Origin of the sequence: Lysobacter brunescens (assembly GCF_042677005.1) — a bacterium.
GTDB classification, from domain to species: domain Bacteria; phylum Pseudomonadota; class Gammaproteobacteria; order Xanthomonadales; family Xanthomonadaceae; genus Lysobacter_I; species Lysobacter_I brunescens.
Map to the genome: position 1 here is coordinate 32,185 of NZ_JBHTIF010000006.1, position 17,542 is coordinate 49,726.

Consider the following 17,542-nt stretch of genomic DNA (forward strand, 5'->3'; position numbering starts at 1 on the left):
GCAGCAGACTGCATCGCATCCTTTCGGACGAGTTCAGCATGGACCTCAAAAGCGGATATCCCTTCTGGTCGATCAAGAATGGATTGATGCATGCCTTTCCGCCGCTGACGTCCGACCTGCGCTGCGATGTCGCGGTGATCGGCGCAGGCATCACCGGCGCGCTGATCGCGGACGAACTGGTGAAGCACGGCCATGACGTCCTGGTCGTCGACCAGCGGGATGTCGGCTGGGGCAGCACGGCGGCGAGCACCGCGCTGCTGCAGTACGAGATCGATACGCACATGGTCGACCTGGCGAAGCGCTACGGCGAACCGAGCGCGGCGTTGGCGTATCGGGCCTGCAGCGATGCGATCGACATGCTGGCAGCCAAGGCGGCGGAACTGCGCGACGTGGATTTCCGCCGCACGCGCAGCCTCTACCTGGCCAGCCATCGACGGGACCGACCCGTGCTTCGCGAAGAATACGCATTGCGTCGCCGGCATGGTTTCGAGATGGACTGGCTCGATCGCGGCGACGTCGAAGCGCGCTACGGCATCGATGCGCCCGCCGCGATCCTCAGCCGCCAGGCGGCGCGCATCGATCCCTATCGAATGGCATCCAGGCTGCTCGCACGCATCCAGAAGGCCGGCGCTGCGGTGCACGACCGCTCGCCGGTGGTGCGTCTGGACATCGGCGCACGCGGCGCGACGCTCGAAACCGCGACCGGCGGCACCGTCCGCGCCAAGCACGTGGTGATGGCTGCGGGCTACGCGAGCCAGGACTACGTCGATCGCAAGGTCGCGAAGAACCGCAGCAGCTATGCGTTCGTGACCGATCCGATCGCACCCGGCGTCCTCGGCGAACTGGCCGACACGATGGTGTGGGAATCCGCGCGACCGTATCTCTACCTGCGCTCGACCGGCGATGGCCGCCTGCTGGTCGGCGGCGAGGACGACGACGTGGACATCCCGTCTCGCCGCGATGCCCGGGTCGACTCGAAGGCCGCGCGACTGGCGAAGCAGGTGCGCAGGCTTTTCCCGCACCTGCCCGTCGAACCCGCCTTCGCCTGGGCCGGCACCTTCGCGGAAACCGAGGACGGGCTTCCCTGGTTCGGCACCCGGCCCGGCACGGGACCACGGCTGCTGTTCGCGATGGCCTATGGTGGCAACGGCATCACCTATTCGATGCTGGGCGCGGGATTGATCCGCGCCCTCATCGAGAGACGCAAGCATCCCTTGTCGGACATCTTCGGCTTCGACCGGATGGCCTGAGGCGCGGACGACGCGAAGATGCGTGACGCCGCCTCACTGTGGCGGCAGCACCACCACCGTGCCGATGTGGCCGTGCGCGACGCGCGCCTGGCCGGTGATGCGCGTCATGCCCGGGAAGGTGGCCTGCGGCACGCGCACGTCGCCTTCGAAGGTCGCGAGCAGCCCGCTGCCGTCGGGTTCGAAGTCGGACCAGTGCAGCTCGACATCCTGGAAATCCAGGAACACGCGGTGCACGGGATAGATCGACTTGTACAGCGATTCCTTCGCCGAGAAGGTCAGGATGCCGCCCAGTTCGCGCCAGCGCGCCGGCCAGTCGCGCAGACGGGCGGACTCGGACTCGCGCAGGATGTGCGGCAGCAGCTCGGGCTTCATCGGCTCGGCGGGCTCGACGTCGAGGCCGATGCCGAGGGACAGCGCGCGCGGCACCACGGCGACGGCGCACAGGCTGCGGCAATGGGTGATCGAGCCGACCACCGGCGCCGGCCAGCGCGGCACGCGGTCGGCATCGCTGACCAGCGCGTCGATCTCCAGCCCCATGTCGCCGAGCAGGCGTCGCGCGAGCTGGCGCCCGGCGGCGAACTCCATGCGCCGCTTGGGGACCGCGCGTGCGATCTGCTGCTGCTCCTCGGCGGACAGTGCCGCAGGATCTGCGCGCTCGGGCGGCATTTCCGCCAGCCGTACCGATGGCGGCAGCAGCATGCGGAACAGCGACGGGATGTCGTGGTCGATCTTCGCGACCGGTGAGATGACCGCACTCATGCGCGCAACCCCCACCAGAGGCCGCCGCCGATCGCGAGCACCAGGCCTGTGGCGACCGCACCGAGGATGCGGTCCTGCCTGCGCGCGCGCGCCAGGGCTTCGGCATAGGGCATCGTGGTGTGCGAGACCATCGTGTAGATCGGCAGCCACATTCCGGGCAGCAGTCGATTGAGCAGCACGTCCAGGCGCTTGCGCGCGAGGAACCAGGGCGAACTCACCTTCTGCCGAAGTTCGACGAAGTTCGCCTTGGACAGCTCCATCAGCACGTCGGTATGCGGGCGGCGCGCATTCTCGTAGGCGGCGAAGGCGGCGGCGCGATCGCCCGGATGCGCCTTCAGCGCGGCGAGCAGCGCGGAGCAGTCCTCGAACGCGGAATTCATGCCCTGCCCGTAGAACGGATACACGGCATGCGCCGAATCGCCGACCAGCACCATCCAGTCCTCGAAGCGCCAGGGCGCGGTCTTCGTGGTCAGCAGCGATCCGGTCGGACGCGAGGTCCATTGCTCGACCAGCGCCGGCAGCATCGGCAGCAGGTCGGGGAAATATTTCTGGAACAACGCACGGATCTCCTCCGGGGTGTTCGTGGTCGCGAAGCTGTCCGGGCCCTCGTGCGGCAGGAACAGCGTGAGCGTGTGCGAGCCGTCCCGATTGGGATGCGAGACGAACAGGCAGTGCGCGCGCGGCCAGACGTGCAGCGCGGTCAGGTCGATGACCGATTCGCCATCGGGGCCCGCCGCGAGGGTGAGTTCCTTGTAGCCCCACTCCAGGTATTCGCGATGGAAATCCGCGCGCAGGCCGCGCTGCATTTCCGGACGACAACGCGAGAACGCACCGTCCGCGCAGATCACCCAGTCGGCGGCGATGCGGCGCGTCTCGCCGCCGCTTTCCAGCGTCAGCTCGCGCGCGACCTTGTCGGCGGACACGAAGCGATGGTCGAAATGCAGGGTCACGCCGGGCTGGCGCTCGGCGCGATCCAGCAGCAGGCGGATCAGCTCGCTGCGGTCGATCGAGTACAGCACTTCGCCGCGGTCCTTGCCGTAGGGCTGGAAACGCGTGTGGCCGTGCGGCGCATGGATCACGCGACCGCGCATGACCACGGTCAGCGGCATGGCCATGTCGATGAGACCCACTTCGGTCAGCGCCTGGATGCCGCGCTTGGACAGGCCGAGGTTGATCGAGCGCCCGCTTTCGGCGCCGGCCACGCGCGGGTCGCTGCGACGTTCGAAGACGTCGACGCGATAGCCGCGTTCCGCCAGCGCCAGCGCCAGCAGCGAACCGGCCAGGCCGCCACCGACGATCGCCACCCGCTGCGCGGCAGCGTTCGCCGCATCGATCTTCGCCGTCATCGCACGACCTCGACAGGTTCCGGATGCGCCACGGCGGCGCGCAGTTCCAGTTCGGCGTCGACCAGCGCCTCGACCGCCTGGTCGAAGTAGTTGCGGCGGATGTTCGCGCCGAGGCGACGCAGGTACGAACGCAGGTACGACGCGCGGATGTCCGGACGGTCGACCATGCGCTTGAGGAACGGCAGGTCGGATTCGACCATGTGCCGGATCACCAGCATCGGGATCGGGCTGCGCAGCGGCCGGAAGGCTTCGTTGCGCAGGCCGGGCGTCTCGTTGCGGGCGTGGAACTCGCCGAGCATCAGGCCGACCTCGACGAAACCGGGCTTGAGCCGGGCCTGCATGGCGTCGATCCACGGCGCGTCCGCTTCGCTCATGCCGGAGAACACCACCATGATCACCTTGTTGATCGCCAGCGGACCTTCGCGCGGCTCGGTCTTCATGAAGACTTCGCGGCACTGCTCGATCACGTTCTGGATCGCCGACGGATCGGGCGTGGATTCGCGCACCTCGGTCATCCAGATGGTGTCCAGCTCCAGGGCCATCGGCGTGAACGGACACACCGGGCCGGCCCGACCGAGCTCCGGATTGGGCTTGGCGAGGAAACGCCGTACCCACGCGATCGTTTCGCCGAGCGCGGTCTCGGGCGCCTCACTGGCGGCCACTTCGGACGCACGGCGCAACACGAGATCCGGATGGGCGGACGACGCGACCGCCTGCGCCCGTGCATGCGGGCAACCCGTCGGCGCCGGTGCGGCGATGGTCGTCTGATTGTCTGCGTTCATTGCATTCTTCCCTTGAATTGACTGCTTCGCGCCAGCAAGCCCCAGGGACGTCCGTCTGTCCTGCACCGACCCCATGTCGGCGTCACCGTCCTGGCCTGCTTTCCCATCTTCCGTCGTCCCTGCGGCACCACGCTCCTCATTGCCCGGCCATTTCGCGCGTGCAATGGCCGACTTGCCCCTCTTTACGGATTACGCGCGACGGACATGCCACCGCATGTCGGATTCACGCGCTCTCCGGTCACCTTGTCCCCTGCCCGCCTGTGGCGAATCCATGTCGCTGTCCTCATGCCGATGCCGCGACCGGTGCCGGCGCGACCACCGCATCCGGCAGGTCGGTATCGGCGCGCCGGATGGCGCGGATCGAATAACCGATCGCAGCAGCGACGACCATCGCGATCCCCAGCACCACGAACATGAAACCGTGACCACGCCCCTTGCCCACGCCGATCAGCTCGCCCACCGTGTCGGCGAGCGCGCCGCCGGGCATGAGCGCCGGCTCGAACACGAAGTCCGCCAGCGGGCCGGCGAGCAGGAAGCCGACCGGCATCGCCGCTTCCGTCATCACGCGCAGGATGGCGAAACAGCGTCCCAGCAACTGCGACGGCACCTTGGTCTGCCACAGCGTGGCGATCGCGGCGTTGACGATCGGGATTGTCACGAACAGCGAGAAGCCGCAGGCCATGATCAGCCAGAGCGACGGGTAGACGCCGTGCGCGGCCATGGCCACGCCGCCGAGCATCGTGCAGGCGAGGATGCCGGCGGCCTTGTGCTTCGGCCAGCCCAGGAACGTGACGATGGCACCGCCCAGCAGCAGGCCCAAGCCACCGGCGACCATCTGGTAGCTCACCATTTCCGGCGTGCCCATCGACAGCACCAGCGGGTAGATCGCGATGCTGGCGATGCCGAAGAAGAAGTTGGTGATGCCGAACACCGTCAGCAGGCCGAACAGGCCGCGACGCTCGGCGATGTAGCGCCAGCCTTCGTGCGCTTCGCGCAGGATGTTCGGCTTCGCAGCCGCCGGGTCGTGCGGCGGCTGCGGCACGCGCGCGAGGAACAGGCAGACCGCGCCGGCGAGGAAGGTCGCGGCATCGACGAAGAGGATGCCGTCGATGCCGATGATCTTGTAGAGGATGCCGGCCAGCAGCGGGCCGCCGAGCAGCGCGATGGCGTTGCCGGTCTGGATCAGGCCGTTGGCCCGGCTGAGGTGCTCGCGGGTCGCCAGCAGCGGCACGCTGGCGCCGTAGGCCGGCTGCATGAAGGCGTTGCAGATCGCCGAAACACCGACACCGACGTAGATGTGCCAGACCTGCAGCAGTTCGAAGGCATTGAGCGTGGCAAGCACGGCGATCGCGGATGCCGAACCGAGTTCGCAGGCGATCATCACCCGTCGCCGGTTCCAGCGGTCGACCAGCGCGCCCGCGAACGGCAGCAGGATCAGCGCGGGAATCGACATCGCGACGAAGATCATCGCGAAGTCGAGGGTCGACTTGGTCTTCTCCAGCACCCAGATGCCCAGCGCGAAGGCGCTGAAGCGCGTGCCGATGCCCGAGATCAGCTGGCCGGTCCAGACCAGCAGGAAATCGCGCATGCCGCGGAAGCGCGAGAAGTAGGAGCCGTCGGTCGGCGCTGCAGCGGCGAGGGTCTGGTCGTTCATGCGGTCACCGTGGAATTGCACGGCAGGGCGCCGCTGGATTGGAGGAAGCGGACGTAGCGCTCGAACAGCGCGCGATCGGCGGGCGGACACACGGCGCCGAAGGACGCGGCGACCGCTTCGGTGGCGCTGCAGTCGAACACCGGCATGTCGGCGCCGGGTTCGCGCGGCTCGCCGCTTTCTTCGGGGAACAGACCGGCGAAGGGCTTGAGCGCGTTGTCGGCGCCGGCGGCCACCGCATCGAGCAGCGCGCGACGCCACTGCGCGTACGGCACTTCGTCGATGCCGCCGATGCGCTCGCGCATCACCGCGACCGCCTCGGTGGCCGGCAGGGTGCGCGGATTGAAGTAGTGGTAGTTGCCGCTGGCGTCGCCCGCGCCGAGCAGCACCTTGACCACGGTGCGCGCGACGTAGTCGACCGGGGTCATGTCGAAGAAGTCGCCCGGCAGGTGCGGCGCCAGGCCCAGCTGGGCGCAGCCGCGGATCCAGGCGTTGAAGTAGTCGCCCGGGTTGCTGATGCCGTGCTGCACGTCGCCGGTGATGCGCGCCGGACGATGGATCGCCACCGGCACGCCGCGCGCGCGCGCGACCAGCGCCAGCTGCTCGCCCACCCACTTGCTCTGGTTGTAGCCGCTGTACTGGCCGGCGCCGTCCGGCGGCGCGTGGTTTTCGGCGACGACCACGCCGACATGGCGGCGCGTGAGGTAGACGCCGAGCGTGGACACCAGCTGCACCGGCTTGAGATGGCCCAGGGTGGCCAGCGCGAGCACTTCGCGGGTGCCGCCGACGTTCGCGGCTTCCAGGGTTTCGTAGGGCGCGATGAAGTTGACCTGGCCGCCGTTGTGCACGATCGCGTCGACGCGATCGGCGAGCGCGGCGAAACCGGCCTCGTCCAGGCCCAGGCGCGAGCTGCCCAGGTCGCCGAGCACCGGCACGAGGCGGCGTTCGTCGCCGTCGCGCCAGAGCCGGTAGCTTTCGAGATTGCGACGGATGCGGCGGATGCCGTCCTCCGGCGTATCGGCGCGCACCAGGCAGACGACTTCGGCGTCGCTGAAGTCGATGAGGTCACGCAGCACGTAGGCGCCGAGGAAGCCGGTCGCACCGGTGAGCAGCACAGAGCGCGGCCTGTCGCGAGGCGCGCGCGGCGGCGCGACGCGCGCGGCGTCGATGGTTTCGGTTAGCACGACCTTGGCGTCGAGGTCAAGCGCATCGGGCGCGTCGCCGCTGCGGATGCGATCGATGGTCTCGGCCAGGCCGACGATCGTCGGCGTGGCGAAGATCGACGACAGCGGCACCTCGATGCCGAACGCGGCATTGAGCTTGAACGCCAGCGGCAGCGTCGACAGGGAATCGCCGCCGCAGGAGAAGAAATCGTCGTCGGTGCTCAGGTCGTCGCGGCCGAGCACGTCGCGCCAGACAGCGAGCACGGCGTCCTCGGTCGCGGTGGCCGGCGCGCGGATCACGCGCTCGGCCGCCATGTCCGCGGTCGGCGCGGGCAGTGCGCGGCGATCGATCTTGCCGTTGGCGTTGAGCGGCATGCTCGCGAGCAGCACCCAGGCCGACGGCAGCATCGCCTCGGGCAGTCGGCGCGCGAGGCCGGCACGCAGCGCGGCGGCGTCGATGCCCGCGTCGGCGACCACGTAGGCCACCAGTCGCTTGTCGCCCGGACGATCCTCGCGCAGCAGCGTCGCCGCCGCGCGCACGCCGGGCAGCGAGGCCAGCGCGTTGTCGATCTCGCCCAGCTCGATGCGCACGCCGCGCAGCTTGACCTGATGGTCGCGGCGACCGATGAACTGCAGCACCGGGGCGCCATCGCCATGCAGGGTCCAGCGCGCGAGGTCGCCGGTGCGGTACATGCGCGCGTCGCCGCCGGCGAAGGGATCGGCGACGAAGCGATCGGCGCTCAGCTCGGGCGCGCCGAGATAGCCGCGCGCCACGCCGATGCCGCCGATGCACAGCTCGCCTGCGACGCCGCGCGGCACGGGCTCGCCGTGCGCATCAAGCAGGTAGACGCGCACGCCCGGCAGCGGACGGCCGATCGGCAGGTCCGCGGCGATCACCTCGGCGGCGTGCGTGGTCGGCAGCAGGGTCGCGCAGACCGAGGCCTCGGTCGGGCCGTAGTGGTTGCACAGCACGACGCGGCCGTCGGTGATCGAGGCGAAGCGGCGCACCTGTTCGATCGGCACGCTCTCGCCGCCGATCATCATCAGCTGCAGCGAGGGCAGCAGCGGGCCGCTGCGCGATGCGAGCGCCCAGCCTTCGCTCCAGCGCCGCCACAGCGCAGCAGGCGCGTCGATGGCGGTGACGCCGAAGTCGCGGCAGAAGCGTTCCAGCTCGACCGAGCCGAGTTCGGTCGGCGCCGGATGCAGCACCAGCGCCGAACCGCAGGCCAGCGCGGGAAACACGTCGCCGACCGAGGCATCGAAGATCAGCGGCGGGATCATCAGCAGGCGCTGGCCTTCGAAGCGATGCCGCGCCAGGAAGCCGCGCACCAGGTTGACCGCGCCGGCATGCTCGACGACCACGCCCTTGGGCGTGCCGGTCGAGCCGGAGGTGTAGATGAGATACGCCGCATCCGAGGCCGTCGACGCAACGGCGGGCGGCGCATCGGCCGGCGCGAGGTCGGCCACCCGCGCGACAGGCAGGCTCTGCGGCAGCGCTTCGGCACGCGCCGACAGGGCCGGCGGCACGAGCAGCGCGCGCGCGCCGGAGTCGGCGAGCAGGAAGGCAAGCCGCTCGTCGGGGCTGCCCGGGTCCAGCGGCAGGTAGGCGGCACCGGCGACCAGCGTGCCGAGCACCGCAAGCACCGCTTCTGCGGAGCGGTCCGCGAGCACGGCGACCACGGCCTCGCGGCCGATGTTCTGCGCGTGCAGCCATGCGGCGATGCCATTGGCCTGCGCCGCCGCCTGCGCGTACGACCAGGTCTTCGGACCGTCGGCGGTCGGCACCACCAGCGCATCGGCATCCGGCGTGCGCGCGGTCTGCGCGGCGAACAGTGCGTGCAGGGTCTCGCCATCGCCGGCCAGTGCGGGGCCGCCGTCGCCCAGCGCGATCTCCGCCGCACGCTCGTCGGCCTCCAGCAGCGGGAGGCGCGACACCGGCAGCTCGGGCGCATCGCAGATGCCCTGCATCAGGGTCACGTAATGACGCGCCATGCGCGCGATGGTCTCCGGCTCGAACAGGTCGGCGCCGTAGTCGATCAGGCCCTCGAAGCCGCCCGACCATTCCGTGAGCGACAGCGTCATCTCGAAGCGCGCGCTCTGCGTGGCCGGGAGCAGGCCGGTGGAACGCAGGCCGGTCATCGATTCGCCGCTGCCGGCCGCCTTCGGCTGCAGCACGAACATGGTCTGGAACAGCGGCGTGCGCCCCGGTGCGCGCTCGATGCGCACGCCTTCGATCACACGCTCCAGCGGCGCATCGGCGTTCTCGAGCGCGCGCAGCACGTGGTCGCGATTGCGCGCGAGCAGATCGCGGAAGCCCGGATCGCCGGACAGGTCGCCACGCAGGGCGATGGTGTTGATGAACAGGCCGACCATGCGCTGCAGGCCGTCGCTGTTGCGATTGGCGACCGGCGAACCGACGACGATGTCGTGATCGCCCGAGTAGCGCGACAGCAGCGTCTGCCAGGCGGTCAGCATCAGCACGAACAGCGTGGTGTTCTCGCGCCGGGCCAGCGCGCCCAGGCGCGCATGCAGCCCGTCGGGCAGCGTGAAGACATGGCGCCCGCCGCGCGCGGAAAAGACCGCGCCGCGCGGACGATCGGTAGGCAGGTCGAGCAGGCCGCTGGTACCGCGCAGGGCCTCGTGCCAGAACGCGAGCTGGCGCTCGAGCCGCTCGCGCGCGGCGGGCTCGCGCTGCCACAGCAGGTAATCGGCGTAGCGCAGCGGCACCGCCACGCCGCCATCGTCGCCGGCGCAGAGCGCGTTGTAGTCGCTGGACAGCTCCGACCAGATCACGCCCAGCGACAAGCCGTCGGCGATGATGTGGTGGGTGGTCGCGGTCAGCACGTGACGGTCCGGCGCCAGGCGGATCAGCTGCATGCGCAGCAGCGGCGCGCGGGACAGGTCGATCGGTTCGATCGCCAGGCGATCCACGGCATCGCGCATCGCCCGCTCGCGTTCGTCCTCGGGCAGATGGCTCAGGTCCAGGTGCGCGAGCGCGAAACCGCAGTCGTCCACCACCACCTGCACCGGTTCGCCGGCCTCTTCGCGGAACTGCATGCGCAGCGCGTCGTGGCGCGCGACGATGCGTTCGCACGCGCGGGACAGCGCATCGACATCCAGCACGCCTTCGAGCAGCCGGCTCTCGTAGATCAGGTACGCACCGCTGTCGGGCTGGAGGCGTTCGAACACCCAGATCTGCCGCTGTGCGGAACTCAGCGGCAGGGCCTGGCCCGGCACCGCGCGCGGCCACGGAGCCTCGGGCTCGGGCGCGCCGCCGCTGCGACGGGCCAGGCTGCGCACGAGCAGCTCGCGCTGCTGCGGGCTGAGCTTGGCCATGCGCTCGGCGAGCGCTGCGCTCATGCCTGCGGCCGGGGTGTCGGTGGTCGACGTCATGTCGTGCGGGTCTCCTGGAGCATGTCTGTTGTGTCGTGTGTGTCGTATGGGGTGGCGTCGCGGCTGTCGCAGGCGGGCCGTCGGCCTCAGCTGCCGAGCAGTTCGAGGATTTCGGCTTCGGACAGCCCTTCGAGCTGGTCGAGCATGCCGGCGAGCGCACTCTCGTCGATCGCGCCCAGGCGCATCTGCAGCAGCTTCTCGGCGAACTCGGCCACGGTCGGCGCTTCGAACACCATGCGCAGGCCGATGTCGGTACCGAAGCGCTTCTGCATGCGCGAGACCAGCTGGTTGGCGAGCAGCGAATGCCCGCCGAGTTCGAAGAAGTTGTCGTGCACGCCGACGCGCGGCTTGCCCAGCACTTCGGCCCAGATCGCGGCCAGGTCGCTTTCCTCCGGCGTGCGCGGCGCGACGTAGGCATGTTCCTCCGCCTCGCTGGCTTCCGGCGGCGGCAACGCGCGGCGATCGACCTTGCCGTTCGGCGTCAGCGGCATCCGCTCCAGCGCCATCCACGCGGAGGGCACCATGTAGTCCGGCAGGCGGTCGCGCGCAGTGGCGCGCAGCGCGGCGATGTCGAGCGCAGCGCCTGCGGCCGGCACCACGTAGGCCACCAGTCGCTTGTCGCCCGGACGATCCTCGCGGCAGACCACCACCGCCTCGGCCACATCGTCGCGCGCCAGCAGGACGGACTCGATCTCGCCGAGTTCGATGCGGAAGCCGCGCAGCTTGACCTGGTGGTCGATGCGGCCGATCACGTCGAGCGTGCCGTCGCGGCGCCAGCGGGCCAGATCGCCGGTGCGATAGAGCCGGCCGCCGGCGCGCGGGCCGAAGGGATCGGCGATGAACTTCTCGCGGGTCAGCTCGGGGCGATCGAGGTAGCCCTGCGCCACGCCCAGGCCGCCGATCAGCAGTTCGCCGGGCACGCCCGCCGGCACGGGCTGCATGCGCGCATCGACGACGTAGACCTCCGTGTTGTCGATCGGCCGACCGATGCTCACCGCGCCCTCGCCGGGCTGCACGCGCTCGATCGTCGACCACACCGTGGTTTCGGTCGGGCCGTAGACGTTCCACAGTTCGCTGCCGCAGCCGAGCAGGCGATCGGCCAGCTCGCGCGGCAGCGCCTCGCCGCCGCAGAGCAGGCGCATGCCCGGACGTCCACGCCAGCCGGCATCGAGGAGCATGCGCCAGGTCGCCGGGGTGGCCTGCATCACCGTCGCATCGACGGCATCGAGCAGGCGCGCGAGCGCTTCGCCCTCGCTGGCGGTGGCGCGGTCGGCCAGCGCGACGCGCGCACCGACGGTGAGCGGCAGCATCAGTTCAAGCAACGCGATGTCGAACGACAGTGTCGTGATCGCGCAGAGGGTGTCGTCCGGTCCGAGTCCGGGCGCGCGGGCCATGGACGCGAGGAAATTGACCGTCGCGCGGTGCGGCACGCGCACGCCTTTCGGACGGCCGGTCGATCCCGAGGTGAACAGCACGTAGGCGGTCTCGTCGGCATCTGCCACGACCGCCGCATCGAGCGCTGCACCGCCGAGCGCAGCACCATCGAGAATCTCGCCGGCATGCAGCAGCGCATGCGCGCCCGGCGGCAGCTGCGATGCGATCGCGGCATCGGCGATGACCACGGGCGCGGCGGCGTCCTCGAGCATGCAGGCGATGCGCTCGCGCGGGAATCCCGGATCCAGCGGCACGTAGGCCGCGCCCGCCTTGAGCACGCCCAGTAGCGCCGCCAGCATGCGCGGCGTGCGTTCGAGGTAGAGGCCGACCATCGCGCCCGGGCCGACGCCATGGGCGCGCAGCCGCGCAGCGACGGCGCCCGCCTGCGCGTCCAGCTCGGCATAGGAGACGACGGCATCGCCCTGCACCACCGCCACGGCCTGCGGGGTACGCGCCGCCTGGGCCTCGAACAGCCCGTGCAGCGTGGCCTGCGGCGGCAACGCACGCGTGGTCCGGTTCCATTCGACGAGCATGCGCTGGCGCTCGTCGTCGGGCAGGATCGCGATCTGGTCGATCCGGCACGCCGGATCGGCGACCGCGGCGGCGAGCAGCGTCTGCAGATGACGCGCGAACGCCTGCACGGTGTCCGCATCGAACAGGTCGGTCGCGTACTCCATCAGCAGACGCAGGCCGCTCTCGTGCTCGCTGGCGAAGATCGTCAGGTCGGCGCGCGCGGTGCCCGAATGCGCGTTCTCGATCGGCACGTTCTCCAGCCTGAGCCCGGGCAGCTGCAGTCCCGGATCCGGGAAGTTCTGGTAGAACACCATCGTCTGGAACAGCGGGTTGTGGCTCAGGCTGCGTTCGACGTTGACCGATTCCAGCAGGCGCTCGAACGGCAGGTCCTGGTGGGCGTAGCTGTCCAGCGTGGTGGCGCGCACCTGCGCGAGCAGTTCGCGGAACGTCGGATTGCCCGACAGGTCCGTGCGCATCGGCAGGGTGTTGATGAAGAAGCCGACCAGGGCTTCGAGTTCGCGACGCGGGCGGTTGGCGTTGCCGACGCCGACGACGATGTCGTCCTGCCCCGAATAGCGGTACAGCAGGGTCTGGAAGGCGGCGAGGAACACCATGAACGGCGTGGCGCCTTCCTGGCGCGACAGCTGGCGCATGCCTTCCAGCAGCGGCAGCGGCAGGACGTGCATGAAGACGTCGCCGCGATAGCTCTGCACGGCCGGGCGCGGCCGGTCGCCCGGGATGTCCAGCACGGGCGGCAGGGACTGGAAGCGCCCGGTCCAGTAATCGAGGTGCGCGCGCATCGCCGAACCCTCGGCTTCGTCGCGCTGCCACAGGGTGTAGTCGACGTACTGCAGCGGCAGTTCCGGCAGCGGCGAGGGCTCGCCAGCCAGGAACGCGGGATACAGCGCGGCCAGTTCGCGGAAGATCACGCCCATCGACCAGCCATCGATGGCGATGTGATGCGCGCTGATCGCGAGTTGCCACTGGTCGTCGTCGAGGTGCAGCAGCTGCGCGCGCAGCATCGGCCCGCGCTCCAGGTCGAACGGCGCGACCGCATCCTGCTTCGCCATCGCCCGCGCGCGGTCCGCGCGCGCCTCGGCGGGCAGATCGGTGAGGTCATGGCGGTCCAGCGGCATCGGCACCGGCGGCAGGATGCGCTGCATCGGGCCTTCGGCATCCTGCACGAAGACCGTGCGCAGGCTTTCGTGGCGACGCATGATCTCGCCGAGCGTGCGCGTCAGCGCATCGACATCGAGTTGCCCGATCAGGCGCGTCACCGCAGTGACGTTGTAGACGCTGTTGCCCGGATCGAGGCGATCGAGGATCCACAGGCGCTGCTGGGCCGACGACAGCGGCAGCCGTTCGGGCCTGGGCCTGCGGCCGATGTCCTGCTGCGCCGGTGCGCCGCTGCGCCGCGCCAGTTGCTGCATCAGCAGCGCGCGCTTCTCGGCCGACAGGCCGGACAGGCGCCGATCAAGTTCGCTCATGCGTTTCCTGCTCCCTCTCGTTCCGACAACCTCCGAGCGACCTCATCCTCGCTGAGGCCTTCGAGTTCGATGAGCAGGGCTTCCATGTGCCTGCGGTCGTCTTCCTCGCACGCTTCGACGATGCGCCGAGCGAACCCTTCCAGGGTCGGCGACTCGAACAGCGCGCGCAGCGGCAATTCGATGCCGTATTCGTGCACCACCCGCGACAGCATCCGCGTGGCCAGCACCGAGTGCCCGCCGAGGTCGAAGAAGCCCGCGCGCACGTCCACGGCAGGCAGCGCGAGCAGCTCCTTCCACAGAGAAGCCAGGAAGGCTTCTTCCGCAGTGCGCGGTGCGAGCGTCTCGCCCTGCCCGGCCGCGAGGCCCGGCGGCGGCAGCGCGTTGCGGTCGATCTTGCCGTTCGGCGTGAGCGGGAAGGCGTCCAGCGCCACGAACGCCGACGGCACCATGTACTCGGGCAGCGCGCGGCCCAGGTGTTCGCGCAGCGCTGCGGTGTCGGGCGCATCGCCTTCAGCCTCGCAGACGAAGTACGCCACCAGGCGACGGTCGCCGGGCACGTCCTCACGGCAATGCACCACGACCTGGCGCATGCCCGGCCACTGCGCGAGCACGCTTTCGATCTCGCCCAGTTCGATGCGGAACCCACGCAGCTTGATCTGGTGGTCGATGCGCCCGATCACCTGCAGCGTGCCGTCGGCACGCCAGAACGCGAGGTCGCCGGTGCGGTAGAGGCGCGCGCCGGGCTGCGACGAGAAGGGATCGGCGATGAATTTCTCGGCGGTCAGGTCCGGGCGACCGCGATAGCCCGCGGCCAGGCCTTCGCCGCCGATCAGCAGTTCGCCCGGCAGGCCGACCGGCTGGCGCTGCATGCGTCGGTCGACGATGTGGATGACCGTGTTGTCGACCGGACGCCCGACGAGGATCGGTCCCTCGCACGGCTCGACGCGGCACAGCGCGGAATAGACCGTGGTTTCGGTCGGACCGTAGAGATTCCACAGCTCGCGCGCCATCGGCAGCAGGCGCTCGGCCAGCTCGCGCGGCAGGGCCTCGCCGGTGGAGATGATGCGCATCGCCACATCGCCCGGCCAACCCACGTCCAGCAGCATGCGCCAGGTCGCGGGCGTGGCCTGCATCAGCGTGGGCCGCGCGGTTTCGATGAAACGGCGCAGGCGCAGGCCGTCGCGCACGGTGTCGCGGTCGAGCAGCAGGATGCGCGCGCCCACGGTCAACGGCACGACCAGTTCGGTCAGCGCGATGTCGAACGACAGCGTGCTGATCGCGCAGATCGTGTCGTCGGCGGTCATGCCCGGTTCGCGCGCGATCGAACGGATCAGGTTCACCGCGGAGCGCTGGCGGATCTCCACGCCCTTGGGCTTCCCGGTGGAGCCGGAAGTGAAGATCACGTAGGCCGGATCGTCGGGGCCGGCGCCACCGTCGGGCGGCGCGGACGGCAGACCGTCGTGCGGCGCGGCGTCGTCTACCTCGACCACGGACGGCACCGCCAGCGGCAGGCAGTCGCGCAGCTCCGGCTGGGTGACGATCACCTGCGCGGCGGACAGTTCGACCATGTAGGCGAGGCGATCCTGCGGATAGGCCGGATCGAGCGGCACGTAGGCACCGCCGGCCTTGAGGATGCCGAGCAGGCCGATGACCATCGCCGGCGAACGCTCGACGTACAAGCCGACCAGCGCACCCGCACCGACCCCGGCCGCACGCAGCGCTTGGGCGACCGCGTTCGCGCGCAGGTCCAGTTCGCGGTAGCTGATCGCACGATCGCCGAACACCAGCGCCGTTGCGTCCGGGGTGCGCGCGACCTGCGCCGCGATCTGGGCGGCGATGGTCGGATCGTCCGGCAACGCGCGCACGGTGTCGTTCCAGCGCGCCTGCGCCGCGACTTCCTCGGCAGTCATCATCGACAGCTGCGACACCGGCCGCTGCGGCGCGTCGAGCGCGGCCTCCAGCAGAGCGAGGAAATGCCCGACCATGCGCCGGATGGTGTCGGCGTCGTACAGATCGGTGCTGAATTCGACCATCAGCTCGCCCGGCGCGTGCTGGTTCACGAATAGCGACAGGTCGGCCTGCGCGGTCGGCGGGCGCAGGTCGGACCAGTGCACTGCGTCGACGCGCAGGTCAGGCAGGCGCAGGGCGTGCGCGGGATAGTTCTGGAAGAAGTACATGACCTGCGCGAATGGCGTGTAGCTCGCCGAGCGCGCGACGCGCAGGGTTTCGAGGATGCGGTCGAGCGGCGCGTCGGCATGCTCCAGGGCTTCGAGCAGCTTCGCCTGCGCGCGTGCGAGCAGGGCATCGAACGTCGGCTCGTCGGCGACGTCCGCCACCAGCGGCAGCAGGTTGATGAAGAAGCCGACCATCGGCTCCAGCTCGAACCGGGTGCGGCCGGCATGGCCCATCGCGGCCACTACGCGATCCTGGCCGCTGTATCGCGCCAGCAGCATCTGCAGCACGACGAACAGCACGGTCGACGGGGTGACGTTGCGCGATCGCGCGAAGGCGTCGACGCGATCGCGCAGCGCCTGCGGCATGACGGTGGTGAGGACATCGCCGCGGAAACGCTGCACCGCCGGACGCGGACGATCGCCGGGGAGGTCCAGCATGGCGGGCGCATCGGCGAGATGGCCGCGCCAGAAGTCAAGCGACCGGTCGAGGCCTTCGCCATCGTGGCTGCGCGCCTGCCACAGGGCCACGTCGGCGATCTGCAGCTCGGGCTCGGCCAGCGGGGTCGCATCGCCCGCGCGCAGGCGGGTGTAGCGCTCGGCCAACTCGTCGACCAGGGTGCTCAGCGACCAGCCGTCGATGGCGATGTGGTGGAAGGCCAGGACCAGCAGGTGGCGCTCGGATTCGAGGCGGAAAAGATGTGCACGGATTGGCGGTTCGCGATCGAGCGCGAAGGGCTTCGCCACCGCCTCGCGGGCCAGACAGAGGGCCTCGGCGCGCCTCGCATCGGTATCGATGCCCGGAACATCCACCTCGTGCCAGGGCACGGGGCAATCGGTCAGGATCTCCTGCCAGGCCAGCCCGGCATCGCTGCGGTAGATCGTGCGCAGCACCTCGTGGCGGTCGATCAGGGATTGCGCGGCGACCCGCAGACATTCGATGTCCAGCGGGCCTTCGAGCCACAGGCCCTGGGCCATGTTGTAGGCCACGAGCCCGGGCGAGAAACGGTCGAGCAGCCAGAGGCGGCGTTGGCCGGCGCTGAGCGGGATGCGTTCGGGGCGGGGTTCGCGGCGGATGCGGGACCGCGCGGTGCGGCCGCGTGCAGCAGACTGTTCCAGTAGCGCTCGCTTTTCAGGCGACAACCCCGCGAAGCGCTGTTGCAAATCGTTCATCTACCTGACTTCCCTGTGACACCGGCTGTGGCGGGACATTGACAGCCGGGCGTGCTCCTGCATCCCCGCTTCACAAGCTACCACACCCGCCTTATTCTGCAAGCCGCGATCACATATCGGCGGATTGACCCATTCCCGAGCGTATGCATCCGGACATACCCGGGAGGTCCGGGCACGGCCGCATGTCACGAATCAGTGACACAGTGCCGTATCAGGGATCGAGACCCGATTGCACCACGACACCCGTCAAGGACAGGCGATTGATGAAAACGGCAAGGCTCCCCCGCGCAGGCCAGACACGGCCCCCGCACCCCAGTCAGCGGACGACGCACGAGCGCGTCCCGGGGAGCGCCGCATCGGCGCCACGCCCCCTCGCCCCCTAGATCCGGGCGCCCAGGGACGGACGCATGCAAGCAGCAA

Annotated in this window: 8 protein-coding genes; 1 reads left to right on the top strand and 7 read right to left on the bottom strand. The window is 69.9% G+C overall.

Translation table 11 applies throughout. From position 1 onward, the window contains the following. The first annotated feature begins 38 nt into the window (after positions 1-38). The gene (locus ACFQ0E_RS18305) at positions 39-1,250 is read left to right on the top strand and encodes an NAD(P)/FAD-dependent oxidoreductase (protein WP_386826324.1); all 1,212 of its coding nucleotides are present in this window, start codon (positions 39-41) and stop codon (positions 1,248-1,250) included. A 33-nt stretch (positions 1,251-1,283) separates the two neighbouring features. Here ACFQ0E_RS18305 and ACFQ0E_RS18310 read toward each other — a convergent pair whose 3' ends face one another. The 7 genes from ACFQ0E_RS18310 to ACFQ0E_RS18340 form a co-directional block, all read right to left on the bottom strand. Further along, a complete protein-coding gene (locus ACFQ0E_RS18310) occupies positions 1,284-2,009 on the bottom strand; it encodes a 4'-phosphopantetheinyl transferase family protein (protein WP_386826326.1) in 726 nt (241 codons plus the stop codon). Then, positions 2,006-3,355 carry an FAD-dependent oxidoreductase gene (locus tag ACFQ0E_RS18315; protein ID WP_386826327.1) on the bottom strand — a complete coding sequence of 450 codons (1,350 nt, stop codon included), beginning with the start codon at positions 3,353-3,355 and terminating at the stop codon, positions 2,006-2,008. Before ACFQ0E_RS18315 ends, ACFQ0E_RS18310 begins: the two co-directional genes overlap by 4 nt. Beyond that, positions 3,352-4,137 (bottom strand): DUF6875 domain-containing protein, encoded by a 786-nt coding sequence (locus ACFQ0E_RS18320; RefSeq protein WP_386826329.1) that lies wholly within the window; start codon positions 4,135-4,137, stop codon positions 3,352-3,354. Before ACFQ0E_RS18320 ends, ACFQ0E_RS18315 begins: the two co-directional genes overlap by 4 nt. Positions 4,138-4,420: 283 nt before the next feature. After that, positions 4,421-5,791: an MFS transporter gene (locus ACFQ0E_RS18325; protein WP_386826331.1), complete on the bottom strand. Its 1,371-nt coding sequence runs from the start codon at positions 5,789-5,791 to the stop codon at positions 4,421-4,423. Further along, positions 5,788-10,344, bottom strand: a complete 4,557-nt coding sequence (locus tag ACFQ0E_RS18330) for a non-ribosomal peptide synthetase family protein (protein WP_386826333.1) — start codon at positions 10,342-10,344, stop codon at positions 5,788-5,790. The genes ACFQ0E_RS18325 and ACFQ0E_RS18330 overlap by 4 nt, the downstream gene beginning before the upstream one ends. Before the next feature lie 86 nt (positions 10,345-10,430). Continuing rightward, positions 10,431-13,778 (bottom strand): non-ribosomal peptide synthetase, encoded by a 3,348-nt coding sequence (locus ACFQ0E_RS18335; protein ID WP_386826335.1) that lies wholly within the window; start codon positions 13,776-13,778, stop codon positions 10,431-10,433. Next, a complete protein-coding gene (locus ACFQ0E_RS18340) occupies positions 13,775-17,122 on the bottom strand; it encodes a non-ribosomal peptide synthetase (RefSeq protein ID WP_386826337.1) in 3,348 nt (1,115 codons plus the stop codon). The genes ACFQ0E_RS18335 and ACFQ0E_RS18340 overlap by 4 nt, the downstream gene beginning before the upstream one ends. Positions 17,123-17,542 lie beyond the last annotated feature (420 nt).

Excerpts from the sequence above, each read along its gene's own strand:
- ACFQ0E_RS18310 (WP_386826326.1), bottom strand. The coding sequence starts at position 2,009 with ATGAGTGCGGTCATCTCACCGGTCGCGAAGATCGACCACGACATCCCG.
- ACFQ0E_RS18330 (WP_386826333.1), bottom strand. The coding sequence starts at position 10,344 with ATGACGTCGACCACCGACACCCCGGCCGCAGGCATGAGCGCAGCGCTC.
- ACFQ0E_RS18320 (WP_386826329.1), bottom strand. The coding sequence starts at position 4,137 with ATGAACGCAGACAATCAGACGACCATCGCCGCACCGGCGCCGACGGGT.
- ACFQ0E_RS18335 (WP_386826335.1), bottom strand. The coding sequence starts at position 13,778 with ATGAGCGAACTTGATCGGCGCCTGTCCGGCCTGTCGGCCGAGAAGCGC.
- ACFQ0E_RS18315 (WP_386826327.1), bottom strand. The coding sequence starts at position 3,355 with ATGACGGCGAAGATCGATGCGGCGAACGCTGCCGCGCAGCGGGTGGCG.
- ACFQ0E_RS18340 (WP_386826337.1), bottom strand. The coding sequence starts at position 17,122 with ATGAACGATTTGCAACAGCGCTTCGCGGGGTTGTCGCCTGAAAAGCGA.
- ACFQ0E_RS18305 (WP_386826324.1), top strand. The coding sequence starts at position 39 with ATGGACCTCAAAAGCGGATATCCCTTCTGGTCGATCAAGAATGGATTG.
- ACFQ0E_RS18325 (WP_386826331.1), bottom strand. The coding sequence starts at position 5,791 with ATGAACGACCAGACCCTCGCCGCTGCAGCGCCGACCGACGGCTCCTAC.